This window comes from Serratia sp. 201 (assembly GCF_037027545.1).
Classification (GTDB): domain Bacteria; phylum Pseudomonadota; class Gammaproteobacteria; order Enterobacterales; family Enterobacteriaceae; genus Serratia; species Serratia bockelmannii.
Window position 1 is genome coordinate 139924 of the sequence record NZ_JAXCHC010000005.1, and the last position, 25465, is coordinate 165388.

A 25465-nucleotide genomic window follows, 5' to 3' on the forward strand; every position below is an offset into this window, starting at 1 on the left:
CACTTTTGCTCTGTGTTCAATAGTTGCGGTAGCCGCCGATGGGCCGGTATGGCGGCTTGCGCAGGTGGTGCGAATGAACCCGATGTGCGCTCGGGCGACGGCGGCTATTGCTTGTCGGTGCGTTGCTGAGATAGAGTCGGCGGCTGTTTTTCCCCACGATTTTTAACAAAATCGCAAAAGTCTTTTAGCCTCCTGCCTGCTTATCTTTGGTGTGATCAATGTCATACTTTTGGCATCTTAACTTTCCCGCGCTTCGGCAGCGGTTAACCGGAGTTGTTGAATGAAAATTAACTTTCCCTTATTAGCCCTGGCGGTGGGGGCGTTCGGCATCGGCACGACCGAGTTTTCCCCGATGGGGTTGCTGCCGACCATCGCCAAAGGGGTGGATGTCTCCATCCCGATGGCCGGCATGTTGATCAGCGCCTACGCCGTTGGCGTGATGGTCGGCGCACCGCTGATGACGCTGCTGCTCTCGCACCGGGCGCGCAGAAGCGCGCTGATCTTCCTGATGGCGATCTTTACCCTGGGTAACGTGCTGTCGGCCATTGCGCCTGACTACACCACCCTGATGCTGTCGCGCATCATCACCAGCCTGAACCACGGCGCGTTCTTTGGTCTCGGTTCCGTGGTGGCCGCCAGCGTGGTGCCGAAGGAGAAACAGGCCAGCGCCGTGGCGACCATGTTTATGGGCTTGACCATCGCCAATATCGGCGGGGTGCCTGCCGCGACCTGGCTGGGTGAAACCATCGGCTGGCGCATGTCGTTCCTGGCCACCGCAGGGTTAGGGGTGATCGCCATGTTGGGGCTGTGGTTCTCGTTGCCGAAAGGCAGCGCCGGCGCGCGCCCGGATGTGAAGCGCGAACTGTCGGTATTGGTACGCCCGCAGGTGCTGTCCGCCTTGCTGACGACCGTGCTGGGCGCGGGCGCGATGTTCACGCTCTATACCTATATCTCGCCGGTATTGCAGCACATCACCGATGCGACGCCGCTGTTCGTGACGTCCATGCTGGTGTTGATCGGCGTCGGTTTCTCCATCGGCAACTACCTGGGCGGCAAATTCGCCGACCGCTCCGAGAGCGCGACGCTGAAGGGCTTCTTGCTGCTGTTGGTGGTCATTATGCTGGTGATCCCGTTCCTGGCGCGCAGTGAAATCGGCGCGGCAGTCAGCATGGTGATTTGGGGCGCGGCGACCTTTGCCGTGGTGCCGCCGCTGCAGATGCGCGTGATGCGTGTCGCCAGCGAAGCGCCGGGCCTGTCGTCCTCGGTCAACATCGGTGCCTTTAACCTGGGCAATGCGCTGGGCGCCGCCGCCGGTGGCGCGGTGGTCTCCGCCGGGCTGGGATACAGCTTCGTGCCGGTGATGGGCGCAATTATTGCCGGATTGGCGTTGCTGCTGGTGCTGTTCACCCACCGTCAGGCCGAAAAAGTGGCCTACGCCAGCAACTAAGTTGTACCTGCACGGCGGAACTCTCCGCCGTGCTCACTCAAAGCCCAGCAGGCTGAACGCATCGTCCTGCGGGGCGTAGCCGAGCAGGCGTCGGGTCTCTTCCAGCGATAAACGTTTGTAGCGGTTGTTGGAAACCCCGTGCACCACCGCATATTGCACCCCTTCGACACGAATGCAGCGCTCCAGCAGATCGGCGGCGTCGCGATGGCTGAGAAAAGCGCTCATGTCGCGGGCGCTAAGCTGTTCGCCCCGGCTCAGGGTGGTGAAGTTGGCGATGCGCACCGACAGGGCGGAAAGCCCTTCCTGATGGGCGAAGTAGGCGGCGATGCCTTCGCCGAAGGCCTTGCTGGCGCCGTACAGGTTTTTCGGCTTTGGTGCGTCATCCGGGCGGATTTGATAGTCGAGGGGATAGCCTTCCACCGCCTGCGCGCTGCTGGCGAACACCACCCGGCGGCAGCCGGCGTCTTTCGCCGCGCGGAAGATATTGAAGGTGCCCAGAATGTTGTTGTCCATCAACGAACCGCAGAAGTCGGCATCGGGGGAGGGATCGGCCGCCAGATGCAACACGGTGTCGATATTGGCGCAGGCCGCGCGGCAGGCGTCGAGATCGGCGATGTTGAAGCTGATGACTTCGTCGCCGGGCTGCCGATCGCGCAGCAGGCTGACATCCCGTTCCGCCAACCGTAGCGGGTAGCGATCGCCCATCGCCTGACGAAACGCCGTGGCTACCCGGCCGCCGGCGCCGGTGATCAGAATCCGTCCTACATCAGTACGCAACACCATGGTGACTGCCATCCCTACTCTCGATTAAGCGTTGACCAGTAATAATCCCCTGCGTGACTTTTGTCCAGTATTTATATTAGTCATTCTGATGCTTTATGCCGGTAATGGGCACGTTGTGCCGAGCGTTTCGACCAGGAAATTCATCACCGCACGCACGGCTGCGGTGCGCGCTAAATCGGGATACGTCACCAGCCAAAGCTCACGCGTTGGCGCGGCGTTGGCCGTTGGCAATGCGACCAGATCCGGATCGCCATCGGCGACGAACGTCGGCAAAACGGCGGCGCCTAGCCCTGAACGCGCCGCCTGTTGCAGTGAAAACAGATCGCTGGCCTGAAAGACCACCGGACGCCCCTGCAACAGCTGCACCAACCATTGCTGATGCGGCTGCTGCCGATAGTGATGGTCATAGGCGAGAAAGCGGCGCGCCGCGTCGGGCAGAGCCGCGTGCTCCGGTGCGGCATACAGCGCGTAGCGCATCATGCCGATGCGCTGCGTCAACAGCTCCGGTTGCTGTGGGCGCACCATGCGCACGGCGATGTCGGCTTCGCCGCGATCCAGCTCGGCGAGCGCCGATTCACCCGACAGCGTGACGACGATCTGTGGAAAAGCCTGGTTAAATGCGGCAATGCGCGGCGCGAGAATATGCGCGGCGATCGACGGCGGCGCACTGATGCGCACCCCGGCCTGTGGCGTTGCGCCGGCGCTGCGCGCATGGCGGGCAATAGCCTGGCTTTGCGCCTCGATCTCCGCCGCCAGCCCGGCAATCGCCTGCCCGTCCTGGGTCAAGGGCGTGCTGCGTGGCTGACGCACGATCAAACGCAGGCCGAGCGCCTGTTCCAGCGCCGCTACGCGTCGCCCGACGGTGGCGTGATCGCAACCCAGCTCCCGCGCTGCCGCCGACAAGGAACCGGTACGCGCCAGCGCCACGAAGTGTTTTAAATCCTGCCAGTCAAACATCAGTGAATTCCTGCACGGTATCGACGTAATTTTCAGGAATATTCACACAGAGCGCGCCGTGATTCAATGTGTGAACGTTCCCTTTAAAATCGAAAAATTAGGTTAGGTTTTCTTATGAATTTACAGTTGCAACACCGTACGGCATTGGTCACGGGCGCCAGCGAAGGGATCGGTGCCGGCATGGTCAGGGTATTGGCTGCTCAAGGGGTCAAGGTGGTGGCTACCGCACGACGCGGTGATCGGCTGCAGGCGCTGGCGGATGAGGTTGAACGGCAAGGGGCGGTGCGCCCGTGGGTAGCCGTTGCAGACGTGACCGACCCCGACGCGATAACCCAGCTGGCGGCGCAGGCGCTGCGCCAGGCGGGGACAGTCGATATTCTGATCAACGCGGTCGGTGCGTTTCACCCCACGACGCTGAACGACAGCGATCGCAGCTGGGATGACGCCTTTGCTTTGAACTTCACACCGGCCCGGCGGTTGACTCAGGCGCTGTTGCCGGCCATGCAGGCGCAAGGCTGGGGCCGGATTATCAACATCAGCGGATCGATGGAGCCGCGCAGCCTGAGCGCCGCCAGCGCCGCCAAGGGCGCGCTGCATCTGTGGGCCAAAGGATTGGCCAGCGACGTGGCTGCGCAGGGGATTACCGTCAATACGTTACAGCCGGGGCGCATCAACAGTGAACAGATCCGCGAGCGCTTATACGCTTGCGATGAAGCGCGCCGGGCGTTCATTGCGCAACATATCCCGATTGGCTACTTCGGCGAACCGGAAGATATGGCCTATCTGGCGGCGTTTCTTTGTTCCCCGCTCGCGCGATATATCACCGGCGCGGTGATCCCGGTAGATGGCGGCATGCATTATTTCGCGCATTGAGGCCGTTTTGCCCCCGCGATCACAGTTCGGCAATTTGCCGGCGCAAAGCCTTGCCCCGGCAAAATCCACGGTGTTAACGTCATAGCTCAACCGATTTAGGGTTGTTACTGCTGCGGCAGGCAAAACCTAAACCTCGCGTTTCTGTTCCCCGATGGGACAGAGGCCGCGAGGTTTAGGTTTTTTTTTGCGCCGCATTTCGCCCCGGCGCCAGGCCAGTGCGGGGAGGGGAGCGGCAGAACGCGAAGTCTAAGGATAACCGTATGAAATATGACACATTAGCCAGTGAGATTTTGGCCGGCGTCGGTGGCCGCGACAATGTGAAAAGCTTGGTGCACTGCGCCACCCGCCTGCGGTTCAAGCTGCGCGACGACAATCGTGCCAACGCGGCAGCGCTGAAGAAAAACCCGGGCGTCATCATGGTGGTGGAGAGCGGCGGCCAGTTCCAGGTCGTGGTGGGCAACCACGTGGCGGAGGTGTTCGACGCGGTCAATCGGGTCGGCGGATTGGCCGAGGGCGCGCCGAGCGACGACGCGGGCGGTAAAAAAGACAACCTGCTCAGCCGCTTTATCGATCTGGTGTCCGGCATTTTTACCCCGCTGCTCGGGGTGATGGCCGCTTCGGGGATCCTGAAAGGCTTCCTGGCGCTGAGCCTGGCCTGCGGCTGGCTGCTGGAGAGCGGTGGCACCTTCAAAATGCTGTTCGCCGCCAGCGACTCGCTGTTCTACTTCTTCCCGATCATGCTCGGCTACACCGCCGGGAAAAAATTCGGCGGCAACCCCTTCGTCACCATGGCGATCGGCGGCGCATTGACGCATCCGCTGATGATGGCGGCGTTCGAAGCGGCGCAGCAGCCGGGCGCGGTGCGCGAATATTTCTTCGGCATTCCGCTGACTTTTATCAACTACAGCTCGTCGGTGATCCCTATCATCTTTGCGGCCTGGGTGTCCTGCCGCCTGGAGCCGTTGTTTAACCGGGTGATCCACAGCGCGCTGCGCAATTTCATCACGCCGCTGCTGTGCCTGGCGATCACCGTGCCCTTGACCTTCCTGCTGATCGGCCCGGCGGCAACCTGGCTCAGCCACCTGCTGGCCAACGGCTATCAGAGCATTTACGCCTTTAACCCGATCATTGCCGGCGCCTTTATGGGGGCGATGTGGCAGGTGTGCGTGATCTTCGGCCTGCATTGGGGATTGGTGCCGTTGATGATCAACAACTTGAGCGTGCTGGGGCGCGACACCATGGTACCGCTGCTGTTGCCGGCGGTGATGGGGCAGGTCGGCGCCACGCTGGGCGTGATGCTGCGCACCCGCGACGCCAAGCTGCGGGCGCTGTCTGCTTCAGCCATCGGCGCCGGGATCTTCGGCATCACCGAACCGGCGGTGTACGGCGTCACGCTGCCGAACAAACGCCCATTCATCTTCGGCTGCATCGGCGGCGCGCTGGGCGGTGCGGTGATTGGCTACTTCCATACCTCGGTCTACTCGTTCGGCCTGGTGAGCGTATTCACCTTTGCGCAGATTATCCCCGGCGGCGGCATCGACGCCACGGTATGGGGCGCGATCGGCGGCACCCTGCTGTCGTTCGTGTTCGCCGCGCTGGCCAGCTATCTGTTCGGCGTCGCGCCGGCGGAAGAGACGGTACAGCCTGAAGCCGCCGCGCCGCTTAACCGCAAACAGGCCATTCTCAGCCCGATCGCCGGCGATATCGTGCCGCTGGATCAGGTGAACGACGCGACCTTCGCCAGCGGCCTGCTGGGGAAAGGGGTGGCGATTGCGCCGCAGCAGGGGCGCGTAGTGGCGCCGGTCAGCGGCAGCGTGGCGTCGCTGTTCAAAACCAAACACGCCATCGGCATCGAATCGGACGACGGCGCGGAGATTCTTATCCACGTCGGCATCGATACCGTGAAGCTCGACGGGGCGCATTTCACCGCCCACGTGCGGGAAGGCGAGCGGGTCGCCCCGGGCGATCTGCTGATCGAGTTCGACCAGGCGGCGATCCATGCCGCCGGCTATGACACCACCACGCCGATCATCATCAGCAACAGCGATGACTACGTGGACGTGTTGACCAGCGGCCTGTCTCCGGTGCAGGAACAGGCGCCGCTGCTGACTTTATTACGTTAATTGAGGAGCAAGCGATGAACGGCAAGTTTCCGCAACATTTTCTGTGGGGCGGCGCGGTAGCGGCGAACCAGGTAGAAGGCGCGTATCAGGCTGACGGCAAGGGGCTGTCGACCTCCGATCTGCAGCCGCAGGGCATCTTCGGCGCCATTACGCCGCGCATGGCGGGCGACAGCGGCATCAAGGACGTGGCGATCGATTTCTATCATCGTTACCCGGAGGACATCGCGCTGTTCGCCGAAATGGGCTTCAAGTGCCTGCGCACCTCGATCGCCTGGACGCGCATTTTCCCGCAGGGCGACGAAGAGACGCCGAACGAAGCCGGGCTGGCGTTTTACGATCGGCTATTCGACGAGATGGCGAAATACGGCATTCAGCCGCTGATCACGCTGTCGCACTATGAGATGCCTTACGGTCTGGTGAAGCGCTACGGTGGCTGGGGCGATCGGCGCACCATCGATTTCTTCGAGCGCTATGCGCGCACCGTATTCGAACGTTATAAGCACAAGGTCAAACGCTGGCTGACCTTCAACGAAATCAACATGTCGCTGCACGCGCCCTTCACCGGGGTTGGCCTGCCGCAGGAGAGCGACAAGAGCGCCGTCTATCAGGCGATCCACCATCAGTTGGTGGCCAGCGCCAAAGCGGTGAAGGCCTGTCACGAGATCGTGCCGGAGGGCCAAATCGGCAACATGCTGCTGGGCGGCATTCTGTACCCGCTGAGCTGCAAGCCGGAAGATCTGCTGGAAACCCAGCGGCAAAACCGCGACTGGCTGTTTTTCGGCGACGTGCAGGCGCGCGGCTATTACCCGGCCTATATGCAGCGCTTTTTCCGTGAAAACGGCATTCAGGTGACGATCACCGAGGAAGATCGGCAAACGCTGCGCGAAACCATCGACTTCATCTCGTTCAGCTATTACATGAGCGGCTGCGTCACCGCCGACCCGGAGCAGTACGAGACGGCGCGCGGCAACATTCTCGATATGGTGCCGAACCCGCACTTGGCCAGCTCGGAGTGGGGGTGGCAAATCGACCCGATCGGGCTACGCTACCTGCTCAACGTGCTGTACGACCGCTATCAGAAGCCGCTGTTCATCGTCGAGAACGGGCTGGGCGCCAAAGACCGCGTCGAGGCGGACGGCAGTATCAACGACGACTACCGCATCAACTACCTCAATGACCATCTGGTGCAGGTGGCGGAAGCCATCGACGACGGCGTCGAGGTGATGGGCTACACCAGCTGGGGGCCGATCGATCTGGTCAGCGCCTCGAAGGCCGAAATGTCGAAGCGCTACGGCTTCATTCACGTCGACAGAGACGATGCCGGCAACGGCAGCCTCGAGCGCCGCCGCAAGAAGAGTTTCTACTGGTACCGCGATGTGATCCACAGCAATGGCGCCAGTCTGAAAGACCGACGCTAACCCTTCAGCCCGGCGGCAAGCGCCGGGCGTTAACCTAACGTTATTCGCTGCTGTTCATGATGGGAAATTCTCTCCCAGGGAATGCTGTTGCCCGCAGTCAGCCGTTATGCGGAGAAATATAATAATGATGAAAAGCTTATTACCTCGTTCCATGACCCTGGCGGCGCTGGCGCTGTGGTGCAGCCAGGCGCAGGCGGAAACGCTGCAAACCGGCAAGGACGTTGAAGCCCCCACCGCTAAATGGGAAGGGGTGGCGCTCGGTTTTGAACCGCCGCAGCCTGGGCTGTTGGGGGATATGCTGGGGATCAGGCCGATCCTGGAGGATCATGGCTTCCACTATAACCTCGGCTACCTCAGCCAGCTGTCGTATAACGCCGGCGGCGGTTACAACCACGATAAACAGGCGTCGTATATCGACCAATTTTCGCTGACCTTCAGCCAGGATTTGCAGGCGCTGACCGGCATTCCGGACGCGGCGATCGAAGGCAATATCGTCAACCGCAACCATGACAACAACCTGACCCGCGATCGGCTGCAGGATCCGCGCGTCGGCCTGACCGATCTGTCGCAAGAGAGCTATGGCGGACAGTCGATTACCCGGCTGGGTTGGTTGACCTTCAGCCGTTCTTTCCTCGACAGCCGGCTGCAGTGGCGCATCGGCATGATGAACAAGGTGCAGGATTTCGATCAGATTATCCCCTGCGATTTTCAGACGCTGACGCTGTGCGGCGGCAAGTCCGCCAACTCGTTGACCTGGTACAACTGGAACGTGCATTACTGGGGCACCACGCTGCAGTACAAGCTGACCGATGGCCTGACGCTCAAGGGCGGCGTGATGGAGCAGAACCCGAGCGCCCCCAGCCGCAGCCACGCCTGGAGTTGGTCCACCAAGGGCAGCAAAGGCTTCCTGTTGCCGATGGAGCTGGAGCTGAAAACCCACGCCGTCAACCAGCTGCCGGGGGTGTATAACCTGGGCGTGCTGTTCACCAACGCGCGCCAGAGCGATCTTTATGAAGGGGTGTCCGGCGGGCCGGGCGCCAGCGATCCGCAGGGCTATCGCAACCACGATCGCACCTGGTTCCTGTATACCGGTTTCAACCAGCAGGTGACGCGCCATGCGGATGACGTCAACCGCGGCCTGAGCGTGTTCTACAGCCTGGGGCTGGGAGATCAGCGCAGTAACTACCTGCACTGGTCTACCTCGACCGGCATTCGCTATCGCGGGCTGTTCGATGCGCGGCCGGACGACTGGCTGGGGCTCGGCGTCTCGGTGGTGAAACTGAGCGACCGCTATAAAGACAATCAGCGGTATCTCAACCAGATGAGCGGCATCAGTGATTATCACGATCCGAACTACCGGCCAGTGCCGGGCCACTCGGTGACGGCGGAGCTGTATTACCGCGTTAACGTCACGCCGTGGCTACAGCTGCAGCCGGGCCTGCAGTACTGGCATCACCCGGCGGGCGTCAGCGAGACGCAGGACGCCTGGGTGACGGCGTTGAAAACGGTGGTGACCTTCTGATCAGGCCGCGTCGCTCTCGCGGTAGCGCCGGCGGGCGTGTTCGAACCAGCTGGCCGGCACGTTGTGCGGTGGCTGCTGCAACCTGAGCAGCCCCTGTTCAACGATATGGCTGGCCTGGCGCCACAGCGTCGGGTCGCCTTCGGTCAGCACCTCCAGCAGGCGCTGTTTCTCGATCAGGTAGGTCTGGGCGAAGTGGCTGTCGTAGTCCAGCAGCGAGCGGGTGTTGTCGATTAGGTCCGCCAGCTTGATGGTTTTGGCCTGCGGCGACGCGCCGGCGCTGTGGCGCCGATCGCGGTTTTTACGCTCGAAGCGGTTGCCGTCCTCGGCGTGGCTGACGTTGGTCAACATCCGCACCAGTTCCGCCACTTTTGGCCCAAAGTGGCTGTCGATATCGCCGAGGGTGGTGGGTGTGTCTTCCACCGTATCATGCAGCCAGGCGGCCGCCAGCATCTCTTCGGTGTGCGGCACGCTGCGCACCAGCTCCATCACCGCCTGCGGGTGGACGATATACGGATCGTCGGTGTATTTGCGGCGCTGATCGATGGCCGCATGCGCCTTGGTAGCGTAGCGGCGCGCGCGTTCTACAAGCGTGTTCGTCATTTCCTTTCCCTCCGAGCATCCTCTGCATAAAAAAAGGTAGCATACCTCACAAGAAATAGCTTGCGATTACATCGTGCGCTATCTATATTCGTACACATGAAAAGCACCGATACCGAACAACCCAAGGCGAAGAACCTGCTACAGCTCGATCAGCAGCTCTGTTTCGCGCTGTACTCCGCCAACCTGGCGCTGCACAAAGTCTACCGCAAGCTGTTGAGTCAGCTCGAACTCACCTACCCGCAATACCTGGTGATGATGGTGCTGTGGGAACGCGATCGGGTGACGGTATCGGATATCGGTGAGCGGCTGTTCCTCGATTCCGCCACGCTGACGCCGCTGCTGAAGCGGCTGGAAACCGCCGGTTTGCTGGTGCGCTATCGCGCCACCGCCGACGAGCGGCAGGTGATCATCGCACTCACCGAAGCCGGCCGCGCGCTGCGCGAGCGGGCGCAATCGGTGCCCGAGGCGGTGATGTGCGCTACCGACTGCAGCCTGGACGAGATCGTCTCGCTCAAACAGCAGCTGGAAAAGCTGCGCGGCAGCCTGATCGATCAGATTTGACCCGCCGCCGCCGGACGCAAGAACGGCACGGGTGGTCTACACTGGTTAATAAGTGTCAAAAATAAGTAGTGCGCGATTTAATCGCAAAAGATAAATATGTGACCGGCTTTACCTCGTGGAAGCCGTAGTCATCTCGCCAACCAGCAAGAAGGAATGAACGATGTCTATTGAGAAAGTGGTTTACCGCGCTCACGCCACCGCAACCGGCGGCCGCGACGGCCGTGCGACCTCCTCCGACGGCGTGTTGGACGTGAAATTGGGCGTGCCGAAAGAGATGGGCGGCGCCGGCGGCGAAGTCACCAACCCCGAGCAGCTGTTCGCTGCCGGTTACTCGGCCTGTTTCCTCGGCGCGTTGAAGTTTGTCGCGGCGAAGGAAAAGGTCAAAATCCCGGCCGAAGCCAAGATCGACGGCACCGTCGGCATCGGTGAGATCCCGAACGGCTTCGGCATCGAAGTGCAGCTGGATATCTCGCTGCCGGGCATCGAGCGCAGCGTGGCGGAAGATCTGGTGAAAAAGGCGCACGTGGTGTGCCCATACTCCAACGCTACCCGTGGAAATATCGATGTGACTCTGAACGTTAAGTAAGATTTTTGCCGAAATATGGAAAAAATGGAGGGTTTGTCCCTCCATTTTCTTGCGTGCCCTGCCTGAAAATCGTTCAAAAAAACGGTAAATTTTGTCCGTTTTGTGAGAATTCTCTTGATTATTACCCGCAAAATAACGCTTATTGCCGGTTGGCTGAACCAGAAGCCGCAATCAGTGTCTGACTGAGTCAGAACCGCTACACCGCCCCCGGAGCCACCGCGTTACATGAACAAAGTTAAATCGCTATCGCAGCAGAATTTATCGTTATTGTTAGCGATCTATATCGGCATCTTTCTCAACCTGTCCGTTTTCTATCGCCGTTTTGATTCACTGGCGCATGGCATTCAGGGGATTAAGCTTATTTCGGCGGTGACGGAAGTCATCGCTATCGTCCTGTTCACATTCTTCATCATGCGGCTGGTATCGCTCGGCGGCCGGCTGTTTTATCGCATCGTCGCCTCGCTGCTGGTGTTGATTTCGGTGGCTGCCAGCTACTACATGACGTTTTTCAACGTGGTGATTGGCTACGGCATCGTGGTGTCGGTGATGACCACCGACATCGATCTGTCGAAAGAGGTGGTTGGCCTGCACTTTGTGCTGTGGATGGTGGCGCTCAGTGCCTTGCCGCTGCTGCTGATCTGGAAAAACAGCCTGCGTTACACCCTGATCGAACAGCTGAAAACCCCCGGCCATCGCATCAAACCGCTGCTGGTCTTGCTGGCGGTGGTGGCGTTGGTCTGGCTGCCGCTGCGCATGCTGGACGATGAGCAAAGCGTGCAAGAGAAGCTCTCCAACGTCGATCTGCCGAGCTACGGCGGCGTGGTGGCGCACTCGTATCTGCCGTCCAACTGGCTGTCGGCGCTGGGGCTGTTTGCCTACACCCGCTATGACGAAAGCCAGGACCAGAGCACGATGTTCGATCCGGGCAAACACTTCACTTATGTACCACCGGCGGATATCGACGATACCTACGTGGTGTTCATCATCGGTGAGACCACGCGCTGGGATCACATGGGCATGCTGGGCTATGAGCGTGATACCACGCCGCGGCTGTCTAAAGAGAAGAATCTGGTGGCGTTCCGCGGCGAGTCGTGTGACACCGCTACCAAGCTGTCGCTGCGCTGCATGTTCGTGCGCGAAGGCGGCACCGAAGACAACCCGCAGCGCACGCTGAAAGAGCAGAACGTGTTCGCGGTGCTGAAGGATCTGGGCTTCTCTTCCGAGCTGTTCGCCATGCAGAGCGAGGTGTGGTTCTACAACAACACCGAGGTGAACAACTATTCGTTCCGCGAGATGATCGCATCCGAGAAGCGCAACGACGGTAAGGCGGTCGACGATATGCTGCTGGTGGACGAAATGAAGGAGTCGCTGGCGCGTTATCCGAAGGGCAAACACCTGGTGATCCTGCATACCAAAGGCTCGCACTACCTGTACTCGCAGCGCTATCCGCGCAGCTATGCGCGCTATCAGCCGGAGTGCATGGGGGTGGATGATTCGTGCACCAAGGCCCAGTTGATCAACGCCTTCGACAATACGGTGCTGTATACCGACAGCTTTATCAGTAATGTGATCGACCAGGTGCGGGACAAGAAGGCCATCGTGTTCTATGCCGCCGATCACGGCGAATCGATCGGTGAGAATACGCACCTGCACGGCACGCCGCGCGAAATGGCGCCGCCGGAGCAATTTCGCGTGCCGATGATCGTGTGGGCGTCGGACAAGTTCCTCGAAAACCCGCAGCACCTCAGCGCCTTTGAGCAGCTGCAGGCGCAGCAGCGCATCGGCAAAACGCATCGCCACGTCGAGCTGTTTGACACCCTCCTTGGCTGCCTCGGATACACGTCTCCCGATGGCGGCATCGTGGATAAAAACAACTGGTGCCATCTGCCACAGGATAAAACGGCGCCAGCCCGTCTGTGATCCCTCCCGCCGGGTGCCTGCCTTGCGCACCCGGTAATTTCACCCAATACATTCTCTTCATCAATTATTCCGGTGTGTGCATACGGTATACTTGCGCACTTCCCCTTCTAACCGGAGATTTCCATGACCCTGCGCGTGGCGTTTATCGACGATCATGACATTGTGCGTTCGGGCTTTGTGCAGCTGCTGTCGCTGGAGGCCGATATTCAGGTGGTGGGCGAGTTCAGCAGCGCGGCGCAGGCGCGCGCCGGCCTGCCGGGGCTGGAGACGGAAATCTGCATTTGCGACATTTCGATGCCGGACGGCAGCGGGCTGGATCTGCTGGCGGACATTCCTTCCGGCATCCGCGTGGTGATGCTGTCGATGCACGATAACCCGGCGCTGGTGGAAATGGCGCTGGAACGCGGCGCCAGCGGTTTCCTCTCCAAGCGTTGCAAACCGGAAGATCTGATCACCGCGGTGCGCACCGTCGCCGGCGGCGGCGTCTACCTGATGCCGGAAATCGCGCAGCAGTTGGCGCGGGTGAAGGTGGATCCATTGACCCGCCGCGAGCGCGAGATCGCGCTATTGCTGGCGCAGGGCCAGGAGGTGCGCGAGATCGCCGCCGCCTTGGGGCTGTCGCCGAAGACGGTGCATGTGCATCGCGCCAACCTGTTCGCCAAGCTGGGCATCACCAACAACGTTGAGCTGGCCAGACGGATGCTGAACCTGTGACGCAGCGTCTGATCACCCAGCTGGCGCTGTTTTTCATCTACGCCGCCAGCTCGTTTTGCCTGTGGGGCATCGGCACCGCGCTGATCGACCCGCCCTGGCAGGCGCTGCTGTTGTTCCCGTTCGGCTTGCGCATGGGCATTTTGCTGCAGAGCCCGTACCGTTTCTGGCCGGGGATCCTGCTGGCCGACCTGCTGCTGATGGCGCTGCTGGCGGACCAGTTCGGTTACGGCCCGGCGCTGTGGGCGTCGGTGGCGGTGCTGGTGCTGACGGTGCTGCTCAGCCTGCTGGCCTCGCCGTGGCTGTTGCGCCATCAGCAGAGCGACAGAGAATGGCGATGGCCGCTGTTGCAGGGCGCGGTGGTGGCCACCGCCGCCTTGCTGCAGGCGCTGGTGTGGCAGCTGGTGAGCGGCGAAGGCGCCCGTGCGCTGCTGCTCGGCCTGACCGGCGGTTTCACCATCGCGCCGACCTGCCTGCTGTTGTGGCACTATCTGGCACGCCAAATCTGGGTGCCGCTGGAGCCGGGGCTGATCCACAAGCCGGTGGAGCTGCGTCTGGGCCACCTGGCCAGCTATCTGCTGCTGTTTGCATTCAGCATCTGGCTGCAGCAGCAGGTGAACGCCGCCGAGCTGCGGCGTTTCGCACCGTTCTGCCTGGCCATTCCTATCGTGTTCATGTCTTATCGCTATGGCTGGCAGGGCGCGTTGTTGGCGACGCTGCTCAACGGCGTGGCGCTGATGGTCAACGAGCCGCCGCAGCCGGAGTCGCACCGCGATCTGCTGCTGTCGCTGCTGGCTCAAAGCCTGACCGGGCTGCTGCTGGGCGCCGGCATTCAGCGCCAGCGCGAACTGAATCAACAGCTGCGGCTGCGGCTGGCGGAGAACCGCCAGCTGGCGCGGGCGCTGGTGACGGCGGAGGAGCAAACCCGGCGCGAGGTGGCGCGCGAGCTGCACGATGAAGTGGGGCAGACCATCACCGTGATCCGCACCCAAGCCAGCATCGTCAAACGCCTGGCGCCGGAACCGGCGGTGATCGGCTGCGCCGACACCATCGATGCGTTGGCGCTGCGGGTCTACGACGGGGTGCACGACGTGCTGACCCAGCTGTGGCCGGCGGCGCTGAACAACCTGCCGCTGTCGGCGGCGGTGGCGGCGATGCTGCGGGAATCGCTGCCGCAGGACGCGTCGCTGGTGAGCAGCCTGCAATGGCAGGTGCCGGACGAGCTGCTGGATGAAACGCTGAAAATCACGCTGTACCGGGTGTGTCAGGAAGGGGTGACCAATGTGTGCCGCCACGCCGGCGCCAGCCGCCTGGAGCTGGACGCACGCCTGCAGCCGCGCAAAGGCGCCGCGCCGCTGATCGCCCTGACCATCCGCGACAACGGCGTGGGCTTCGAGGCGGAAAACCATCAGCCGGGGTATGGCCTGCGCGGCATGCAGGAGCGCATCAGCGCCCTCGGCGGCAGCCTGCGGCTCACCTCGGAGCGGGGCGCCTGTTTGAGTGTGATCTTGCCCACAGTTTCACCGGAGCAAGCGCAAAACTAGGAAAAACTCCTAACTGCGTCGGGAATCCGGCGTAAGCCTCCCGCGCGCGCGGGGAGCATCATAGCGGCACTTTATTCAATCCTCTGAGGTTCCACATGTGGTCTTTCCTTAAAAGCCGCTCGGACGCGCCGCAGGTCACCGATCAACGGCAGATCGACGCCAGCTACAAATACTGGCGCATCCAGCTGATGTGCACCATGTACATCGGCTACGCTGCGTTTTACTTCACGCGCAAAAGCTTCAACTTCATCATGCCGGCGATGCTGAGCGATCTGGGTCTGACGATGTCCGACGTCGGTATCCTCGGCACGCTGTTCTACATCACCTACGGCTGCTCGAAATTCATTTCCGGTATGATCAGCGATCGCTCCAACCCGCGTTACTTTATGGGGCTGGGCCTGATCATGACCGGGGTGCTGAATATCTTCTTCGGCCTCAGCTCGTCGCTGCTGATGCTGGGCACGCTGTGGATCCTCAACGCCTTCTTCCAGGGCTGGGGCTGGCCGCCGTGCTCCAAAATCCTCACCAGCTGGTATTCGCGCTCCGAGCGCGGCAGTTGGTGGGCGATCTGGAACACCTCGCACAACGTCGGTGGGGCGCTGATCCCGCTGCTGGTGGGCTTTATCTCGCTGCACTTCAGCTGGCGTTACGGCATGATCATTCCCGGTATCATCGGCGTGGTGCTTGGCCTGCTGATGTGCTGGCGCTTGCGCGACAAGCCATCTACCCTGGGGCTGCCGAGCGTCGGCAAATGGCGTAACGACGCCATGGAGCTGGTGCAGGAATCGGAAGGCCAGGGGCTGAGCAATCGCGAGATCATCAAACGCTACGTGCTGACCAACAAGTACATCTGGCTGTTGGCGGTCTCTTACGTGCTGGTGTACATCGTGCGCACCGCGATCAACGACTGGGGCAACCTCTACCTGACGCAGGAAAAGGGCTATTCGCTGATGACCGCCAACTCGGCCATCTCGCTGTTTGAAGTGGGCGGTTTTATCGGTTCACTGGTGGCCGGTTGGGGCTCCGACAAGCTGTTCCGCGGCAACCGCGGCCCGATGAACCTGATTTTCGCCATCGGTATCTTCCTGTCGGTGGCGGCGCTGTGGCTGATGCCGGGCGTGACCTACCTGCTGCAGGCCTGCTGCTTCTTCGCCATCGGCTTCTTCATCTTCGGCCCGCAGATGCTGATCGGCATGGCGGCGGCGGAGTGCTCGCACAAGGATGCGGCGGGCGCGGCGACCGGTTTCGTCGGCCTGTTCGCCTACCTGGGCGCAGCGCTGTCCGGCTATCCGATTGCGCGAGTGATGGAAGTCTGGCACTGGAACGGCTTCTTCGTGGTGATTTCCATCGCCGCCTGCCTGTCGGCGCTGTTCCTGCTGCCGTTCCTGCGTGCGCAGACGCCGGCACTGAAACCGGCCAACGCCTGAGTAAAATACGCTGCGCAGCCCCCGGCGCAGCGCATTATGGCGCTTTTATCATCACTTGAAATGCAGGGGAAAAAAAGTGATTGACGCCTATAACCGCCAGCAGTAAGATGCGCCCCGCATCGGCGAGTAGCGCAGCTTGGTAGCGCAACTGGTTTGGGACCAGTGGGTCGGAGGTTCGAATCCTCTCTCGCCGACCACCATTCGAAAAACCTGCTTTTTAAAGCAGGTTTTTTTTCGCCCGTAGTTTATGAGGATGAGTACCTCCGCAGGAGGTTCGAGCCTCGCGAAGCGAGACAACGTTGCTTTAGCAACGGCCCGCAGGGCGCGCATCAAAGATGCGCGTAATCCTCTCTCGCCGACCACCATTCGAAAAACCTGCTTTTTAAAGCAGGTTTTTTTTCGCCTGCAGTTTATGAGGATGAGTACCTCCTTCGCTACGACCGGCTTCGCTTTATGGCGTGCCTCAATCTGCCGTCCTCGTGAAATATATTTATCCTTTACGCTTAATTAATTCACATTCCTTATTCCCATTAGGTTCTTATTTTCATGTTTAAATAAATTCATGCTTGCCAAATAAAACCCGATTGATAGCGCTCTTGTTTTCACGTTTTTTTTACCTATAGTCTAAATGGACAACGCGGGAACTCTTATTCCCGTCGCGTGGGAAATACCGTGATTATTTATTAACGTTAATCTTCGTGGATTATTGCGGAATTTTTTCGCTTCGGCAATGCGTAGCGACGATTAACTCTTTTATGTTTATCCTCTCGGAATAAAGGAATCAGTTATGCGCAAATTTAATAAACCGCTGTTGGCGCTGTTGATCGGCAGTACGCTGTGTTCCGCGGCGCAGGCCGCCGCGCCGGGCAAGCCGACCATCGCCTGGGGCAACACCAAGTTCGCCATTGTCGAAGTCGATCAGGCGGCCACCGCTTATAATAATCTGGTGAAGGTAAAAAATGCCGCCGACGTTTCTGTCTCCTGGAATTTATGGAATGGCGACGCGGGCACGACGGCAAAAATTTTATTAAATGGCAAAGAGGCGTGGAGCGGCCCTTCAACCGGTTCTTCCGGTACGGCGAATTTTAAAGTGAATAAAGGAGGCCGTTATCAAATGCAGGTGGCATTGTGCAATGCCGACGGCTGCACCGCCAGTGACGCCACCGAAATTGTGGTGGCCGACACCGACGGCAGCCATTTGGCGCCGTTGAAAGAGCCGCTGCTGGAAAAGAATAAACCGTATAAACAGAACTCCGGCAAAGTGGTCGGTTCTTATTTCGTCGAGTGGGGCGTTTACGGGCGCAATTTCACCGTCGACAAGATCCCGGCGCAAAACCTGACCCACCTGCTGTACGGCTTTATCCCGATCTGCGGCGGCAATGGCATCAACGACAGCCTGAAAGAGATCGAAGGCAGTTTCCAGGCCTTGCAGCGCTCCTGTCAGGGCCGCGAGGACTTCAAAGTCTCGATCCACGATCCGTTCGCCGCGCTGCAAAAAGCGCAGAAGGGCGTGACCGCCTGGGATGACCCCTACAAGGGCAACTTCGGCCAGCTGATGGCGCTGAAGCAGGCGCATCCTGACCTGAAAATTCTGCCGTCGATCGGCGGCTGGACGCTGTCCGACCCGTTCTTCTTCATGGGCGACAAGGTGAAGCGCGATCGCTTCGTCGGTTCGGTAAAAGAGTTCCTGCAGACCTGGAAGTTCTTCGACGGCGTGGATATCGACTGGGAGTTCCCGGGCGGCAAAGGCGCCAACCCTAACCTAGGCAGCCCGCAAGACGGGGAAACCTATGTGCTGCTGATGAAGGAGCTGCGGGCGATGCTGGATCAGCTGTCGGCGGAAACCGGCCGCAAGTATGAGCTGACCTCCGCCATCAGCGCTGGCAAGGACAAGATCGACAAGGTGGCTTACAACGTTGCGCAGAACTCGATGGATCAAATCTTCCTGATGAGCTACGACTTCTATGGCGCCTTCGATCTGAAGAACCTGGGGCATCAGACCGCGCTGAATGCGCCGGCCTGGAAACCGGATACCGCCTACACCACGGTGAACGGCGTGAATGCGCTGCTGACGCAGGGCGTCAAGCCGGGCAAGATCGTCGTCGGCACCGCCATGTATGGCCGCGGCTGGACCGGGGTGAACGGCTACCAGAACAACATTCCGTTCACCGGTACCGCCACCGGGCCGGTTAAAGGCACCTGGGAGAATGGCATCGTGGACTACCGCCAAATCGCCAGCCAGTTCATGAGCGGCGAGTGGCAGTATACCTACGACGCCACGGCGGAAGCGCCTTACGTGTTCAAACCTTCCACCGGCGATCTGATCACCTTCGACGATGCCCGCTCGGTGCAGGCCAAAGGCAAGTACGTGTTGGATAAGCAGTTAGGTGGCCTGTTCTCCTGGGAGATCGACGCGGACAATGGCGATATTCTTAACAGCATGAACGCCAGCCTGGGCAATAGCGCCGGCGTTCAATAATCGGTTGCAGTGCGTTGCCGGGGGATATCCTTTCGCCCCCGGCTTTTTCGCAGCCGAAAGTTTTTTTACGCCGCACAGATTGTGGGCCTGCCCGGTGCAAAACGCGCTCATCGGACTCACCCTTTTGGGTAATCCTTCAGCATTTCCTCCTGTCTTTAACGGCGATCACAAAAATAACCGTTCAGATATTCATCATTCAGCAACAAAGTTTTGGCGTTTTTTAACGGAGTTAAAAACCAGTAACTTTGTTAGGGTCAGACCAATGCGCTAAAAATGGCCGCTTAGCATAAATTTTCATGCTGGAACTGTTAACAAAAGGTTTTTTTTATGTTTGTTTGCTGTTTCTCACAGTCTGCGTAAATCCCCACTGGTTATATTGACGACACCCCAAACAGTTGGCAACTTGATAGCCTCAGGGGTAAGAGCGAGAGTTGTTTGAGTGAATTCCACGCGCTCAGACGTCCCCGCCGCGATGCGTTCCATCCGGCATTCTCTCCTCGTACGCCTTCTGCCTTCGGGCGCCGATCGCACAGGCCACGCAATAAAAAATACAGGTCTGGCGGCAATTACACACATCACATCACACAATGGAGCACTAACGATGACACGTTCCTTGGGTAAATCGGGGATTCTGAAATTCGGTATTGGGCTGATCGCGCTGACCGTGGCGGCCAGCGTACAGGCCAAGACGTTGGTTTACTGTTCTGAAGGTTCCCCGGAAGGGTTCAACCCGCAGCTGTTTACCTCCGGCACCACCTACGACGCCAGCTCGGTACCGATCTACAACCGCCTGGTCGAATTCAAAATCGGCACCACCGAACTGCAGCCGGGCCTGGCTGAGAAGTGGGACGTCAGCGAAGACGGCAAAACCTACACCTTCCACCTGCGTAAAGGCGTGAAGTGGCAGAGCAACAAAGACTTCAAACCGACGCGCGATTTCAACGCCGACGACGTGGTGTTCTCCTTTGAGCGCCAGTTGGATGCGAACAACGCCTACCACAAAGTGTCTGGCGGCAGCTACGAATACTTTGAAGGCATGGACATGCCTAAGCTGATCGCCAAGATTGAAAAAGTGGACGACAACACCGTGCGCTTCGTGCTGAACCGCCCGGAGGCGCCGTTCCTGGCTGACCTGGGCATGGACTTCGCGTCCATCCTGTCCGCCGAATACGCCGACGTGATGATGAAAGCCGGCACGCCGGAGAAAGTCGACCTGAATCCGATCGGCACCGGTCCGTTCCAGCTGCTGCAATACCAGAAAGACTCCAAGATCCTGTACAAGGCATTCGACGGTTTCTGGGGCACCAAGCCGAAGATCGATCGCCTGGTGTTCTCCATCACGCCTGACGCCTCCGTGCGCTACGCCAAACTGCAGAAAAACGAATGTCAGGTGATGCCGTACCCGAACCCGGCCGATATCGCCCGCATGAAGCAAGACAAGTCCATCAACCTGATGGAACAGCCAGGCCTGAACGTGGGTTACCTGTCGTTCAACGTCGAGAAAAAGCCGCTGGATAACCTGAAGGTGCGCCAGGCGTTGACCATGGCGGTCAACAAGCAGGCGATCATCGACGCGGTTTATCAGGGCGCGGGCCAGGCGGCCAAGAACCTGATCCCGCCAACCATGTGGGGCTATAACGACGCGGTGCAGGATTACGCTTACGATCCGGCCAAGGCGAAAGAGTTGCTGAAAGAAGCGGGCATGGCCGACGGTTTCAGCATCGACCTGTGGGCGATGCCGGTACAGCGTCCTTACAACCCAAACGCACGCCGCATGGCGGAAATGATCCAGGCCGACTGGGCCAAGATCGGCGTGAAAGCCAAAATCGTGACCTATGAGTGGGGTGAATACCTCAAGCGCGCCAAAGCGGGCGAGCACCAGACGGTGATGATGGGCTGGACCGGCGACAACGGGGATCCGGATAACTTCTTCGCCACGCTGTTCAGCTGCGCGGCGGCGAAAGACGGCTCCAACTACTCCCGCTGGTGCTACAAGCCGTTTGAAGATCTGATTCAACCGGCGCGCGCCGAATCCAACCACGACAAGCGCATCGAACTGTACAAACAGGCGCAGGTGGTGATGCACGATCAGGCTCCGGCGCTGATTGTCGCACACTCCACCGTGTACGAGCCTGTGCGTAAGGAAGTGAAAGGCTACGTCGTGGATCCGCTCGGTAAGCATCACTTCGAGAATGTCTCTGTAGACTGATTTCGACCGCTTTACCGGAGACGCACGAATGGACTTGCAGGGGCGCAACAGGTTTGCGCCCCTGCTGACCAGTCTCCGGCGTATGGCCGTCGAATCGTTCAAAGGCATGTGAGCGTTAATAAGCCTGGCGGACGATGAGCTGCCGGGCATTGATACAGAGAGTTCGGGATATGTTGCAGTTCATACTCCGACGTTTGGGGTTAGTTATCCCAACGTTTATCGGCATTACATTGCTGACTTTTGCATTCGTCCATATGATCCCCGGCGACCCGGTGACCATCATGGCCGGGGAACGCGGTATCTCCGCCGAGCGCCACGCGCAGCTGATGGCGGAAATGGGGCTGGACAAGCCGCTTTATCAACAATATTTCTCCTACGTGTCCAACGTGCTGCACGGCGATCTGGGCACCTCACTCAAAAGCCGCATCTCCGTCTGGAGCGAGTTCGTTCCGCGCTTTCAGGCCACGCTGGAGCTGGGCTTCTGCGCGATGCTTTTCGCGGTGCTGGTAGGCATCCCGGTCGGGGTGCTGGCGGCGGTCAAACGTGGCTCGGTCTTCGATCATACTGCGGTGGGCATCTCGCTGACCGGCTATTCGATGCCGATTTTCTGGTGGGGCATGATGCTGATCATGCTGGTGTCGGTGCAGCTTAACCTGACGCCGGTGTCGGGGCGCATCAGCGACACGGTATTCCTTGACGACAGCCAGCCGCTGACCGGCTTTATGCTGATAGACACCCTGATCTGGGGCGAGCCGGGCGACTTTATCGACGCGGTGATGCACATGATCCTGCCGGCCATCGTGCTGGGCACCATCCCGCTGGCGGTGATCGTGCGCATGACCCGCTCCTCGATGCTGGAGGTGTTGGGTGAAGACTACATTCGCACCGCCCGCGCCAAGGGCGTGAGCCGTATGCGGGTGATCGTCGTCCACGCGCTGCGCAACGCGCTGCTGCCGGTGGTGACGGTGATCGGGCTGCAGGTCGGCACCATGCTGGCCGGCGCCATTCTGACCGAAACCATCTTCTCCTGGCCGGGGCTGGGCCGCTGGCTGATCGACGCGCTGCAGCGCCGCGATTACCCGGTGGTGCAGGGCGGGGTGTTGCTGGTCGCCTGTATGATCATTCTGGTTAACCTGCTGGTAGACGTGCTCTACGGCGTGGTCAACCCGCGTATTCGCCACAAGAAATAAGGGGCGCTCTCATGTCTCAAATCACTGAGTCTGCAGTTAAAGGTGCGCCGAAGCCAATGACCCCGTTTCAGGAGTTCTGGCACTATTTCAAGCGCAATAAAGGGGCCGTGGTCGGCCTGGTGTATATCGTTCTGATGCTGGTGATCGCGCTCGGCGCCGGCGTGCTGGCGCCGCATGCGCCGGCGGACCAGTTCCGCGATGCTCTGCTCAAGCCGCCGGTGTGGCAAGAGGGCGGCAGCTGGCAATATATCCTCGGCACCGACGACGTGGGCCGCGACGTCCTGTCGCGCCTGATGTACGGTGCACGGCTGTCGCTGTTGGTCGGCTGCCTGGTGGTAGTGCTGTCGCTGATCATGGGCGTGATATTCGGCCTGCTGGCCGGTTACTTCGGCGGCGTGGTGGACGCGATTATCATGCGCGTCGTCGACATCATGCTGGCTCTGCCGAGCCTGCTGTTGGCACTGGTACTGGTGGCGGTATTCGGGCCGTCGATCGTTAACGCTTCGCTGGCGCTGACCTTCGTCGCCCTGCCGCACTATGTACGTTTGACGCGCGCGGCGGTGCTGGTGGAGGTCAACCGCGACTACGTCACCGCATCGCGGGTGGCGGGCGCCGGCGCACTGCGCCAGATGTTCGTCAATATTCTGCCTAACTGCCTGGCGCCTTTGATCGTGCAGGCTTCTCTCGGTTTCTCGAACGCCATTCTGGACATGGCCGCGCTCGGCTTTCTGGGCATGGGCGCGCAGCCGCCGACGCCGGAGTGGGGCACCATGCTCTCCGACGTGCTGCAGTTCGCGCAAAGTGCCTGGTGGGTGGTGACCTTCCCCGGCGTGGCGATCCTGCTGACGGTGCTGGCATTCAACCTGATGGGGGACGGTTTGCGTGACGCTCTCGACCCCAAACTCAAGCAGTAACAGAGGACGAGAGAGATGGCGTTATTGAATGTAGACAAGCTTTCGGTGCACTTCGGTGACGAAGGCACCCCGTTCCGCGCGGTAGACCGCATCAGTTACAGCGTGGAGCAAGGTCAGGTGGTCGGCATCGTCGGTGAATCCGGCTCCGGCAAATCCGTCAGTTCGCTGGCGATCATGGGCCTGATCGATTTCCCCGGCAAGGTGATGGCCGACAAGCTGGAGTTCAACGGCCAGGATCTGCGCAAGATCTCCGAAAAAGAGCGCCGCCAGCTGGTGGGCTCCGAAGTGGCGATGATCTTCCAGGATCCGATGACCAGCCTGAACCCGTGCTATACCGTCGGTTATCAGATCATGGAGGCGCTGAAGGTGCATCAGGGCGGCAATCGCCGCACTCGCCGCCAGCGTGCTATCGACCTGCTGACCCAGGTGGGCATTCCGGATCCGGCTTCGCGGCTGGACGTATACCCGCACCAGCTTTCCGGCGGCATGAGCCAGCGCGTAATGATCGCCATGGCCATCGCCTGTCGGCCGAAGCTGCTGATCGCCGATGAGCCGACGACCGCGCTCGACGTGACCATCCAGGCGCAGATCATCGAGCTGTTGCTGGACCTGCAGCAGCGCGAAAACATGGCGCTGCTGCTGATCACCCACGATCTGGCGCTGGTGGCGGAAGCCGCGCATCACATCATCGTGATGTACGCCGGCCAGGTGGTGGAATCCGGCAAGGCGGCGGAGATTTTCCGCGCGCCGCGCCACCCGTACACCCAGGCACTGCTGCGCGCGCTGCCGGAGTTTGCCGCCGACAAGGCGCGGTTGGCTTCGCTGCCGGGCGTGGTGCCGGGCAAATACGATCGCCCGACCGGCTGCCTGCTCAATCCGCGTTGTCCGTACGCCAACGAGCGCTGCCGTAACGAGGAGCCGGAACTGCGCAGCATTCCCGGCCGTCAGGTTAAATGTCACACACCGCTGGATGATGCGGGGAGGCCGACCGTATGAGCCAGAATCAACCTTTACTGCAGGCGATTGACCTGAAGAAGCATTACCCGGTGAAAAAGGGCCTGTTCGCGCCGGAGCGGCTGGTCAAGGCGCTCGACGGTGTGTCCTTCACCCTGGAGCGCGGCAAAACGCTGGCGGTGGTCGGCGAATCGGGCTGCGGCAAATCGACGCTCGGCCGCCTGCTGACGATGATCGAAGTGCCGACCGGCGGCGAGCTGTACTACCAGGGGCAGGATCTGCTGAAGCCGGACGTCTCGGCCGAGAAACTGCGACGCCAGAAGATCCAAATCGTGTTCCAGAATCCTTACGGATCGCTCAACCCGCGCAAGAAGGTCGGGCAGATCCTCGAGGAGCCGCTGTTGATCAACACGTCGCTCAGCGCCGCCGAACGGCGGGAAAAAGCGCTGGAGATGATGGCGAAGGTCGGCCTGAAGACCGAGCATTATGACCGCTACCCGCACATGTTCTCCGGCGGCCAGCGCCAGCGTATCGCCATTGCCCGCGGGCTGATGCTGAATCCGGACGTGGTGATCGCCGATGAACCGGTGTCGGCATTGGACGTGTCGGTGCGCGCGCAGGTGCTGAACCTGATGATGGATCTGCAGCAGGAGCTGGGGCTGTCCTATGTGTTTATCTCGCACGATCTGTCGGTGGTGGAACACATCGCCGACGAGGTGATGGTGATGTACCTCGGTCGCTGCGTGGAAAAGGGCAGCAAAGAGGCGATCTTCAACAACCCGCGTCATCCGTACACTCAGGCGCTGCTGTCGGCGACGCCGCGGTTAAACCCGGATATGCGCCGCGAGCGCATCAAATTGACCGGCGAGCTGCCCAGCCCGATGAATCCGCCGCCGGGCTGTGCGTTCAATGCCCGCTGCCGCCGCGCTTTTGGCACCTGCGTACAGCTGCAGCCGCAGCTCAAACAGTACGGTGAGCAGATGGTGGCCTGCTTTGCGGTCGATCAGGACGAACATCCGGGGGCGTAAGGCGTCGAACGTCATCGCTTAAATTCACGCCGGCATCACGCCGGCGTTTTTTATTACTCAATCAAAGGGTTAGTCAGTAAACGATCGCGACAACTCATTTTTTAAATTATTCCCTTAACGTCATTCTGACAAATCGTTATTTTTTAAGAATCTTCGCATGAAAATAATAATCGAATAATAGAATTCAACGGTTTGTTGTTAATAACATTCTGTCGGTCG

The 25465-nt window shown here is 60.1% G+C and carries 20 protein-coding genes, 1 tRNA gene and 1 other RNA gene; 19 read left to right on the top strand and 3 right to left on the bottom strand.

Features of this window, described 5'->3' with window-relative positions; all coding sequences use genetic code 11:
- Nucleotides 1-280: 280 nt before the first annotated feature.
- Entirely contained in the window at nucleotides 281-1447 is a 1167-nt protein-coding gene (locus WA302_RS22310) for an MFS transporter (protein WP_025304822.1), read from the top strand.
- A 33-nt stretch (nucleotides 1448-1480) separates the two neighbouring features.
- On the opposite strand, the gene WA302_RS22315 is transcribed toward WA302_RS22310, so the two are convergent.
- Together WA302_RS22315 and WA302_RS22320 are read right to left on the bottom strand one after the other, a co-directional pair.
- A complete protein-coding gene (locus WA302_RS22315) occupies nucleotides 1481-2230 on the bottom strand; it encodes an NAD-dependent epimerase/dehydratase family protein (RefSeq protein ID WP_043142321.1) in 750 nt (249 codons plus the stop codon).
- A gap of 93 nt (nucleotides 2231-2323) precedes the next feature.
- Nucleotides 2324-3187 carry a LysR family transcriptional regulator gene (locus tag WA302_RS22320; protein ID WP_099816925.1) on the bottom strand — a complete coding sequence of 288 codons (864 nt, stop codon included), beginning with the start codon at nucleotides 3185-3187 and terminating at the stop codon, nucleotides 2324-2326.
- A 114-nt stretch (nucleotides 3188-3301) separates the two neighbouring features.
- Between WA302_RS22320 and WA302_RS22325 the strand changes: the two genes are divergently transcribed.
- From WA302_RS22325 to WA302_RS22340, 4 genes are all read left to right on the top strand, one after another.
- The gene (locus tag WA302_RS22325) at nucleotides 3302-4060 is read left to right on the top strand and encodes an SDR family NAD(P)-dependent oxidoreductase (protein WP_025304825.1); all 759 of its coding nucleotides are present in this window, start codon (nucleotides 3302-3304) and stop codon (nucleotides 4058-4060) included.
- A 260-nt stretch (nucleotides 4061-4320) separates the two neighbouring features.
- Nucleotides 4321-6183: a PTS beta-glucoside transporter subunit IIABC gene (gene bglF / locus WA302_RS22330; RefSeq protein ID WP_025304826.1), complete on the top strand. Its 1863-nt coding sequence runs from the start codon at nucleotides 4321-4323 to the stop codon at nucleotides 6181-6183.
- A gap of 14 nt (nucleotides 6184-6197) precedes the next feature.
- Nucleotides 6198-7601: a glycoside hydrolase family 1 protein gene (locus WA302_RS22335; RefSeq protein ID WP_025304827.1), complete on the top strand. Its 1404-nt coding sequence runs from the start codon at nucleotides 6198-6200 to the stop codon at nucleotides 7599-7601.
- Nucleotides 7602-7752: 151 nt separating this feature from the next.
- Nucleotides 7753-9123, top strand: coding sequence for a carbohydrate porin (locus WA302_RS22340; protein ID WP_373408032.1), 1371 nt, complete (start codon nucleotides 7753-7755; stop codon nucleotides 9121-9123).
- Here the strand turns inward: WA302_RS22340 and WA302_RS22345 are convergent, their stop codons facing one another.
- Nucleotides 9124-9723: an HD domain-containing protein gene (locus WA302_RS22345; RefSeq protein WP_025304829.1), complete on the bottom strand. Its 600-nt coding sequence runs from the start codon at nucleotides 9721-9723 to the stop codon at nucleotides 9124-9126. It lies immediately after the preceding gene.
- Between the two features lie 96 nt (nucleotides 9724-9819).
- On the opposite strand from WA302_RS22345, the gene WA302_RS22350 reads away from it, so the two are divergent.
- The 14 genes from WA302_RS22350 (at nucleotide 9820) to dppF (ending at nucleotide 25246) form a co-directional block, all read left to right on the top strand.
- A complete protein-coding gene (locus tag WA302_RS22350; RefSeq protein ID WP_049209001.1) occupies nucleotides 9820-10284 on the top strand; it encodes a MarR family winged helix-turn-helix transcriptional regulator in 465 nt (154 codons plus the stop codon).
- 160 nt (nucleotides 10285-10444) lie between these two features.
- Nucleotides 10445-10870, top strand: a complete 426-nt coding sequence (locus tag WA302_RS22355; RefSeq protein WP_004934114.1) for an organic hydroperoxide resistance protein — start codon at nucleotides 10445-10447, stop codon at nucleotides 10868-10870.
- A 225-nt stretch (nucleotides 10871-11095) separates the two neighbouring features.
- A complete protein-coding gene (gene eptB, locus WA302_RS22360) occupies nucleotides 11096-12790 on the top strand; it encodes a kdo(2)-lipid A phosphoethanolamine 7''-transferase (protein ID WP_025304831.1) in 1695 nt (564 codons plus the stop codon).
- A 123-nt stretch (nucleotides 12791-12913) separates the two neighbouring features.
- Nucleotides 12914-13504 (top strand): transcriptional regulator UhpA, encoded by a 591-nt coding sequence (uhpA, locus tag WA302_RS22365; protein WP_025304832.1) that lies wholly within the window; start codon nucleotides 12914-12916, stop codon nucleotides 13502-13504.
- Complete coding sequence (gene uhpB / locus WA302_RS22370) at nucleotides 13501-15045, top strand: signal transduction histidine-protein kinase/phosphatase UhpB (protein ID WP_336064751.1); 1545 nt, start codon at nucleotides 13501-13503, stop codon at nucleotides 15043-15045. Before uhpA ends, uhpB begins: the two co-directional genes overlap by 4 nt.
- Before the next feature lie 95 nt (nucleotides 15046-15140).
- A complete protein-coding gene (locus WA302_RS22375; RefSeq protein WP_025304834.1) occupies nucleotides 15141-16472 on the top strand; it encodes an MFS transporter in 1332 nt (443 codons plus the stop codon).
- Nucleotides 16473-16592: 120 nt separating this feature from the next.
- Nucleotides 16593-16669: transfer RNA gene (locus WA302_RS22380), tRNA-Pro, on the top strand.
- A gap of 36 nt (nucleotides 16670-16705) precedes the next feature.
- Nucleotides 16706-16834, top strand: a non-coding RNA gene (locus WA302_RS22385) — RtT sRNA.
- Nucleotides 16835-17259: 425 nt separating this feature from the next.
- Nucleotides 17260-18951, top strand: a complete 1692-nt coding sequence (locus WA302_RS22390) for a glycosyl hydrolase family 18 protein (RefSeq protein ID WP_025304835.1) — start codon at nucleotides 17260-17262, stop codon at nucleotides 18949-18951.
- Between the two features lie 601 nt (nucleotides 18952-19552).
- Complete coding sequence (gene dppA / locus WA302_RS22395) at nucleotides 19553-21160, top strand: dipeptide ABC transporter periplasmic-binding protein DppA (RefSeq protein ID WP_025304836.1); 1608 nt, start codon at nucleotides 19553-19555, stop codon at nucleotides 21158-21160.
- A gap of 170 nt (nucleotides 21161-21330) precedes the next feature.
- A complete protein-coding gene (dppB, locus tag WA302_RS22400; RefSeq protein WP_038630050.1) occupies nucleotides 21331-22350 on the top strand; it encodes a dipeptide ABC transporter permease DppB in 1020 nt (339 codons plus the stop codon).
- A gap of 11 nt (nucleotides 22351-22361) precedes the next feature.
- The gene (gene dppC, locus WA302_RS22405; RefSeq protein WP_025304838.1) at nucleotides 22362-23264 is read left to right on the top strand and encodes a dipeptide ABC transporter permease DppC; all 903 of its coding nucleotides are present in this window, start codon (nucleotides 22362-22364) and stop codon (nucleotides 23262-23264) included.
- A gap of 15 nt (nucleotides 23265-23279) precedes the next feature.
- Nucleotides 23280-24260 carry a dipeptide ABC transporter ATP-binding protein gene (dppD, locus tag WA302_RS22410; protein WP_004934132.1) on the top strand — a complete coding sequence of 327 codons (981 nt, stop codon included), beginning with the start codon at nucleotides 23280-23282 and terminating at the stop codon, nucleotides 24258-24260.
- Nucleotides 24257-25246: a dipeptide ABC transporter ATP-binding subunit DppF gene (gene dppF / locus WA302_RS22415; protein ID WP_015376237.1), complete on the top strand. Its 990-nt coding sequence runs from the start codon at nucleotides 24257-24259 to the stop codon at nucleotides 25244-25246. The genes dppD and dppF overlap by 4 nt, the downstream gene beginning before the upstream one ends.
- Nucleotides 25247-25465: the final 219 nt, after the last annotated feature.

Excerpts from the sequence above, each read along its gene's own strand:
- WA302_RS22345 (WP_025304829.1), bottom strand. The coding sequence starts at position 9,723 with ATGACGAACACGCTTGTAGAACGCGCGCGCCGCTACGCTACCAAGGCG.
- eptB (WP_025304831.1), top strand. The coding sequence starts at position 11,096 with ATGAACAAAGTTAAATCGCTATCGCAGCAGAATTTATCGTTATTGTTA.
- WA302_RS22340 (WP_373408032.1), top strand. The coding sequence starts at position 7,753 with ATGACCCTGGCGGCGCTGGCGCTGTGGTGCAGCCAGGCGCAGGCGGAA.
- WA302_RS22375 (WP_025304834.1), top strand. The coding sequence starts at position 15,141 with ATGTGGTCTTTCCTTAAAAGCCGCTCGGACGCGCCGCAGGTCACCGAT.
- WA302_RS22315 (WP_043142321.1), bottom strand. The coding sequence starts at position 2,230 with ATGGTGTTGCGTACTGATGTAGGACGGATTCTGATCACCGGCGCCGGC.
- dppC (WP_025304838.1), top strand. The coding sequence starts at position 22,362 with ATGTCTCAAATCACTGAGTCTGCAGTTAAAGGTGCGCCGAAGCCAATG.
- dppD (WP_004934132.1), top strand. The coding sequence starts at position 23,280 with ATGGCGTTATTGAATGTAGACAAGCTTTCGGTGCACTTCGGTGACGAA.
- WA302_RS22320 (WP_099816925.1), bottom strand. The coding sequence starts at position 3,187 with ATGTTTGACTGGCAGGATTTAAAACACTTCGTGGCGCTGGCGCGTACC.
- dppF (WP_015376237.1), top strand. The coding sequence starts at position 24,257 with ATGAGCCAGAATCAACCTTTACTGCAGGCGATTGACCTGAAGAAGCAT.
- dppB (WP_038630050.1), top strand. The coding sequence starts at position 21,331 with ATGTTGCAGTTCATACTCCGACGTTTGGGGTTAGTTATCCCAACGTTT.
- WA302_RS22325 (WP_025304825.1), top strand. The coding sequence starts at position 3,302 with ATGAATTTACAGTTGCAACACCGTACGGCATTGGTCACGGGCGCCAGC.
- uhpA (WP_025304832.1), top strand. The coding sequence starts at position 12,914 with ATGACCCTGCGCGTGGCGTTTATCGACGATCATGACATTGTGCGTTCG.
- dppA (WP_025304836.1), top strand. The coding sequence starts at position 19,553 with ATGACACGTTCCTTGGGTAAATCGGGGATTCTGAAATTCGGTATTGGG.
- WA302_RS22335 (WP_025304827.1), top strand. The coding sequence starts at position 6,198 with ATGAACGGCAAGTTTCCGCAACATTTTCTGTGGGGCGGCGCGGTAGCG.
- WA302_RS22355 (WP_004934114.1), top strand. The coding sequence starts at position 10,445 with ATGTCTATTGAGAAAGTGGTTTACCGCGCTCACGCCACCGCAACCGGC.
- WA302_RS22310 (WP_025304822.1), top strand. The coding sequence starts at position 281 with ATGAAAATTAACTTTCCCTTATTAGCCCTGGCGGTGGGGGCGTTCGGC.
- bglF (WP_025304826.1), top strand. The coding sequence starts at position 4,321 with ATGAAATATGACACATTAGCCAGTGAGATTTTGGCCGGCGTCGGTGGC.
- WA302_RS22390 (WP_025304835.1), top strand. The coding sequence starts at position 17,260 with ATGCGCAAATTTAATAAACCGCTGTTGGCGCTGTTGATCGGCAGTACG.
- WA302_RS22350 (WP_049209001.1), top strand. The coding sequence starts at position 9,820 with ATGAAAAGCACCGATACCGAACAACCCAAGGCGAAGAACCTGCTACAG.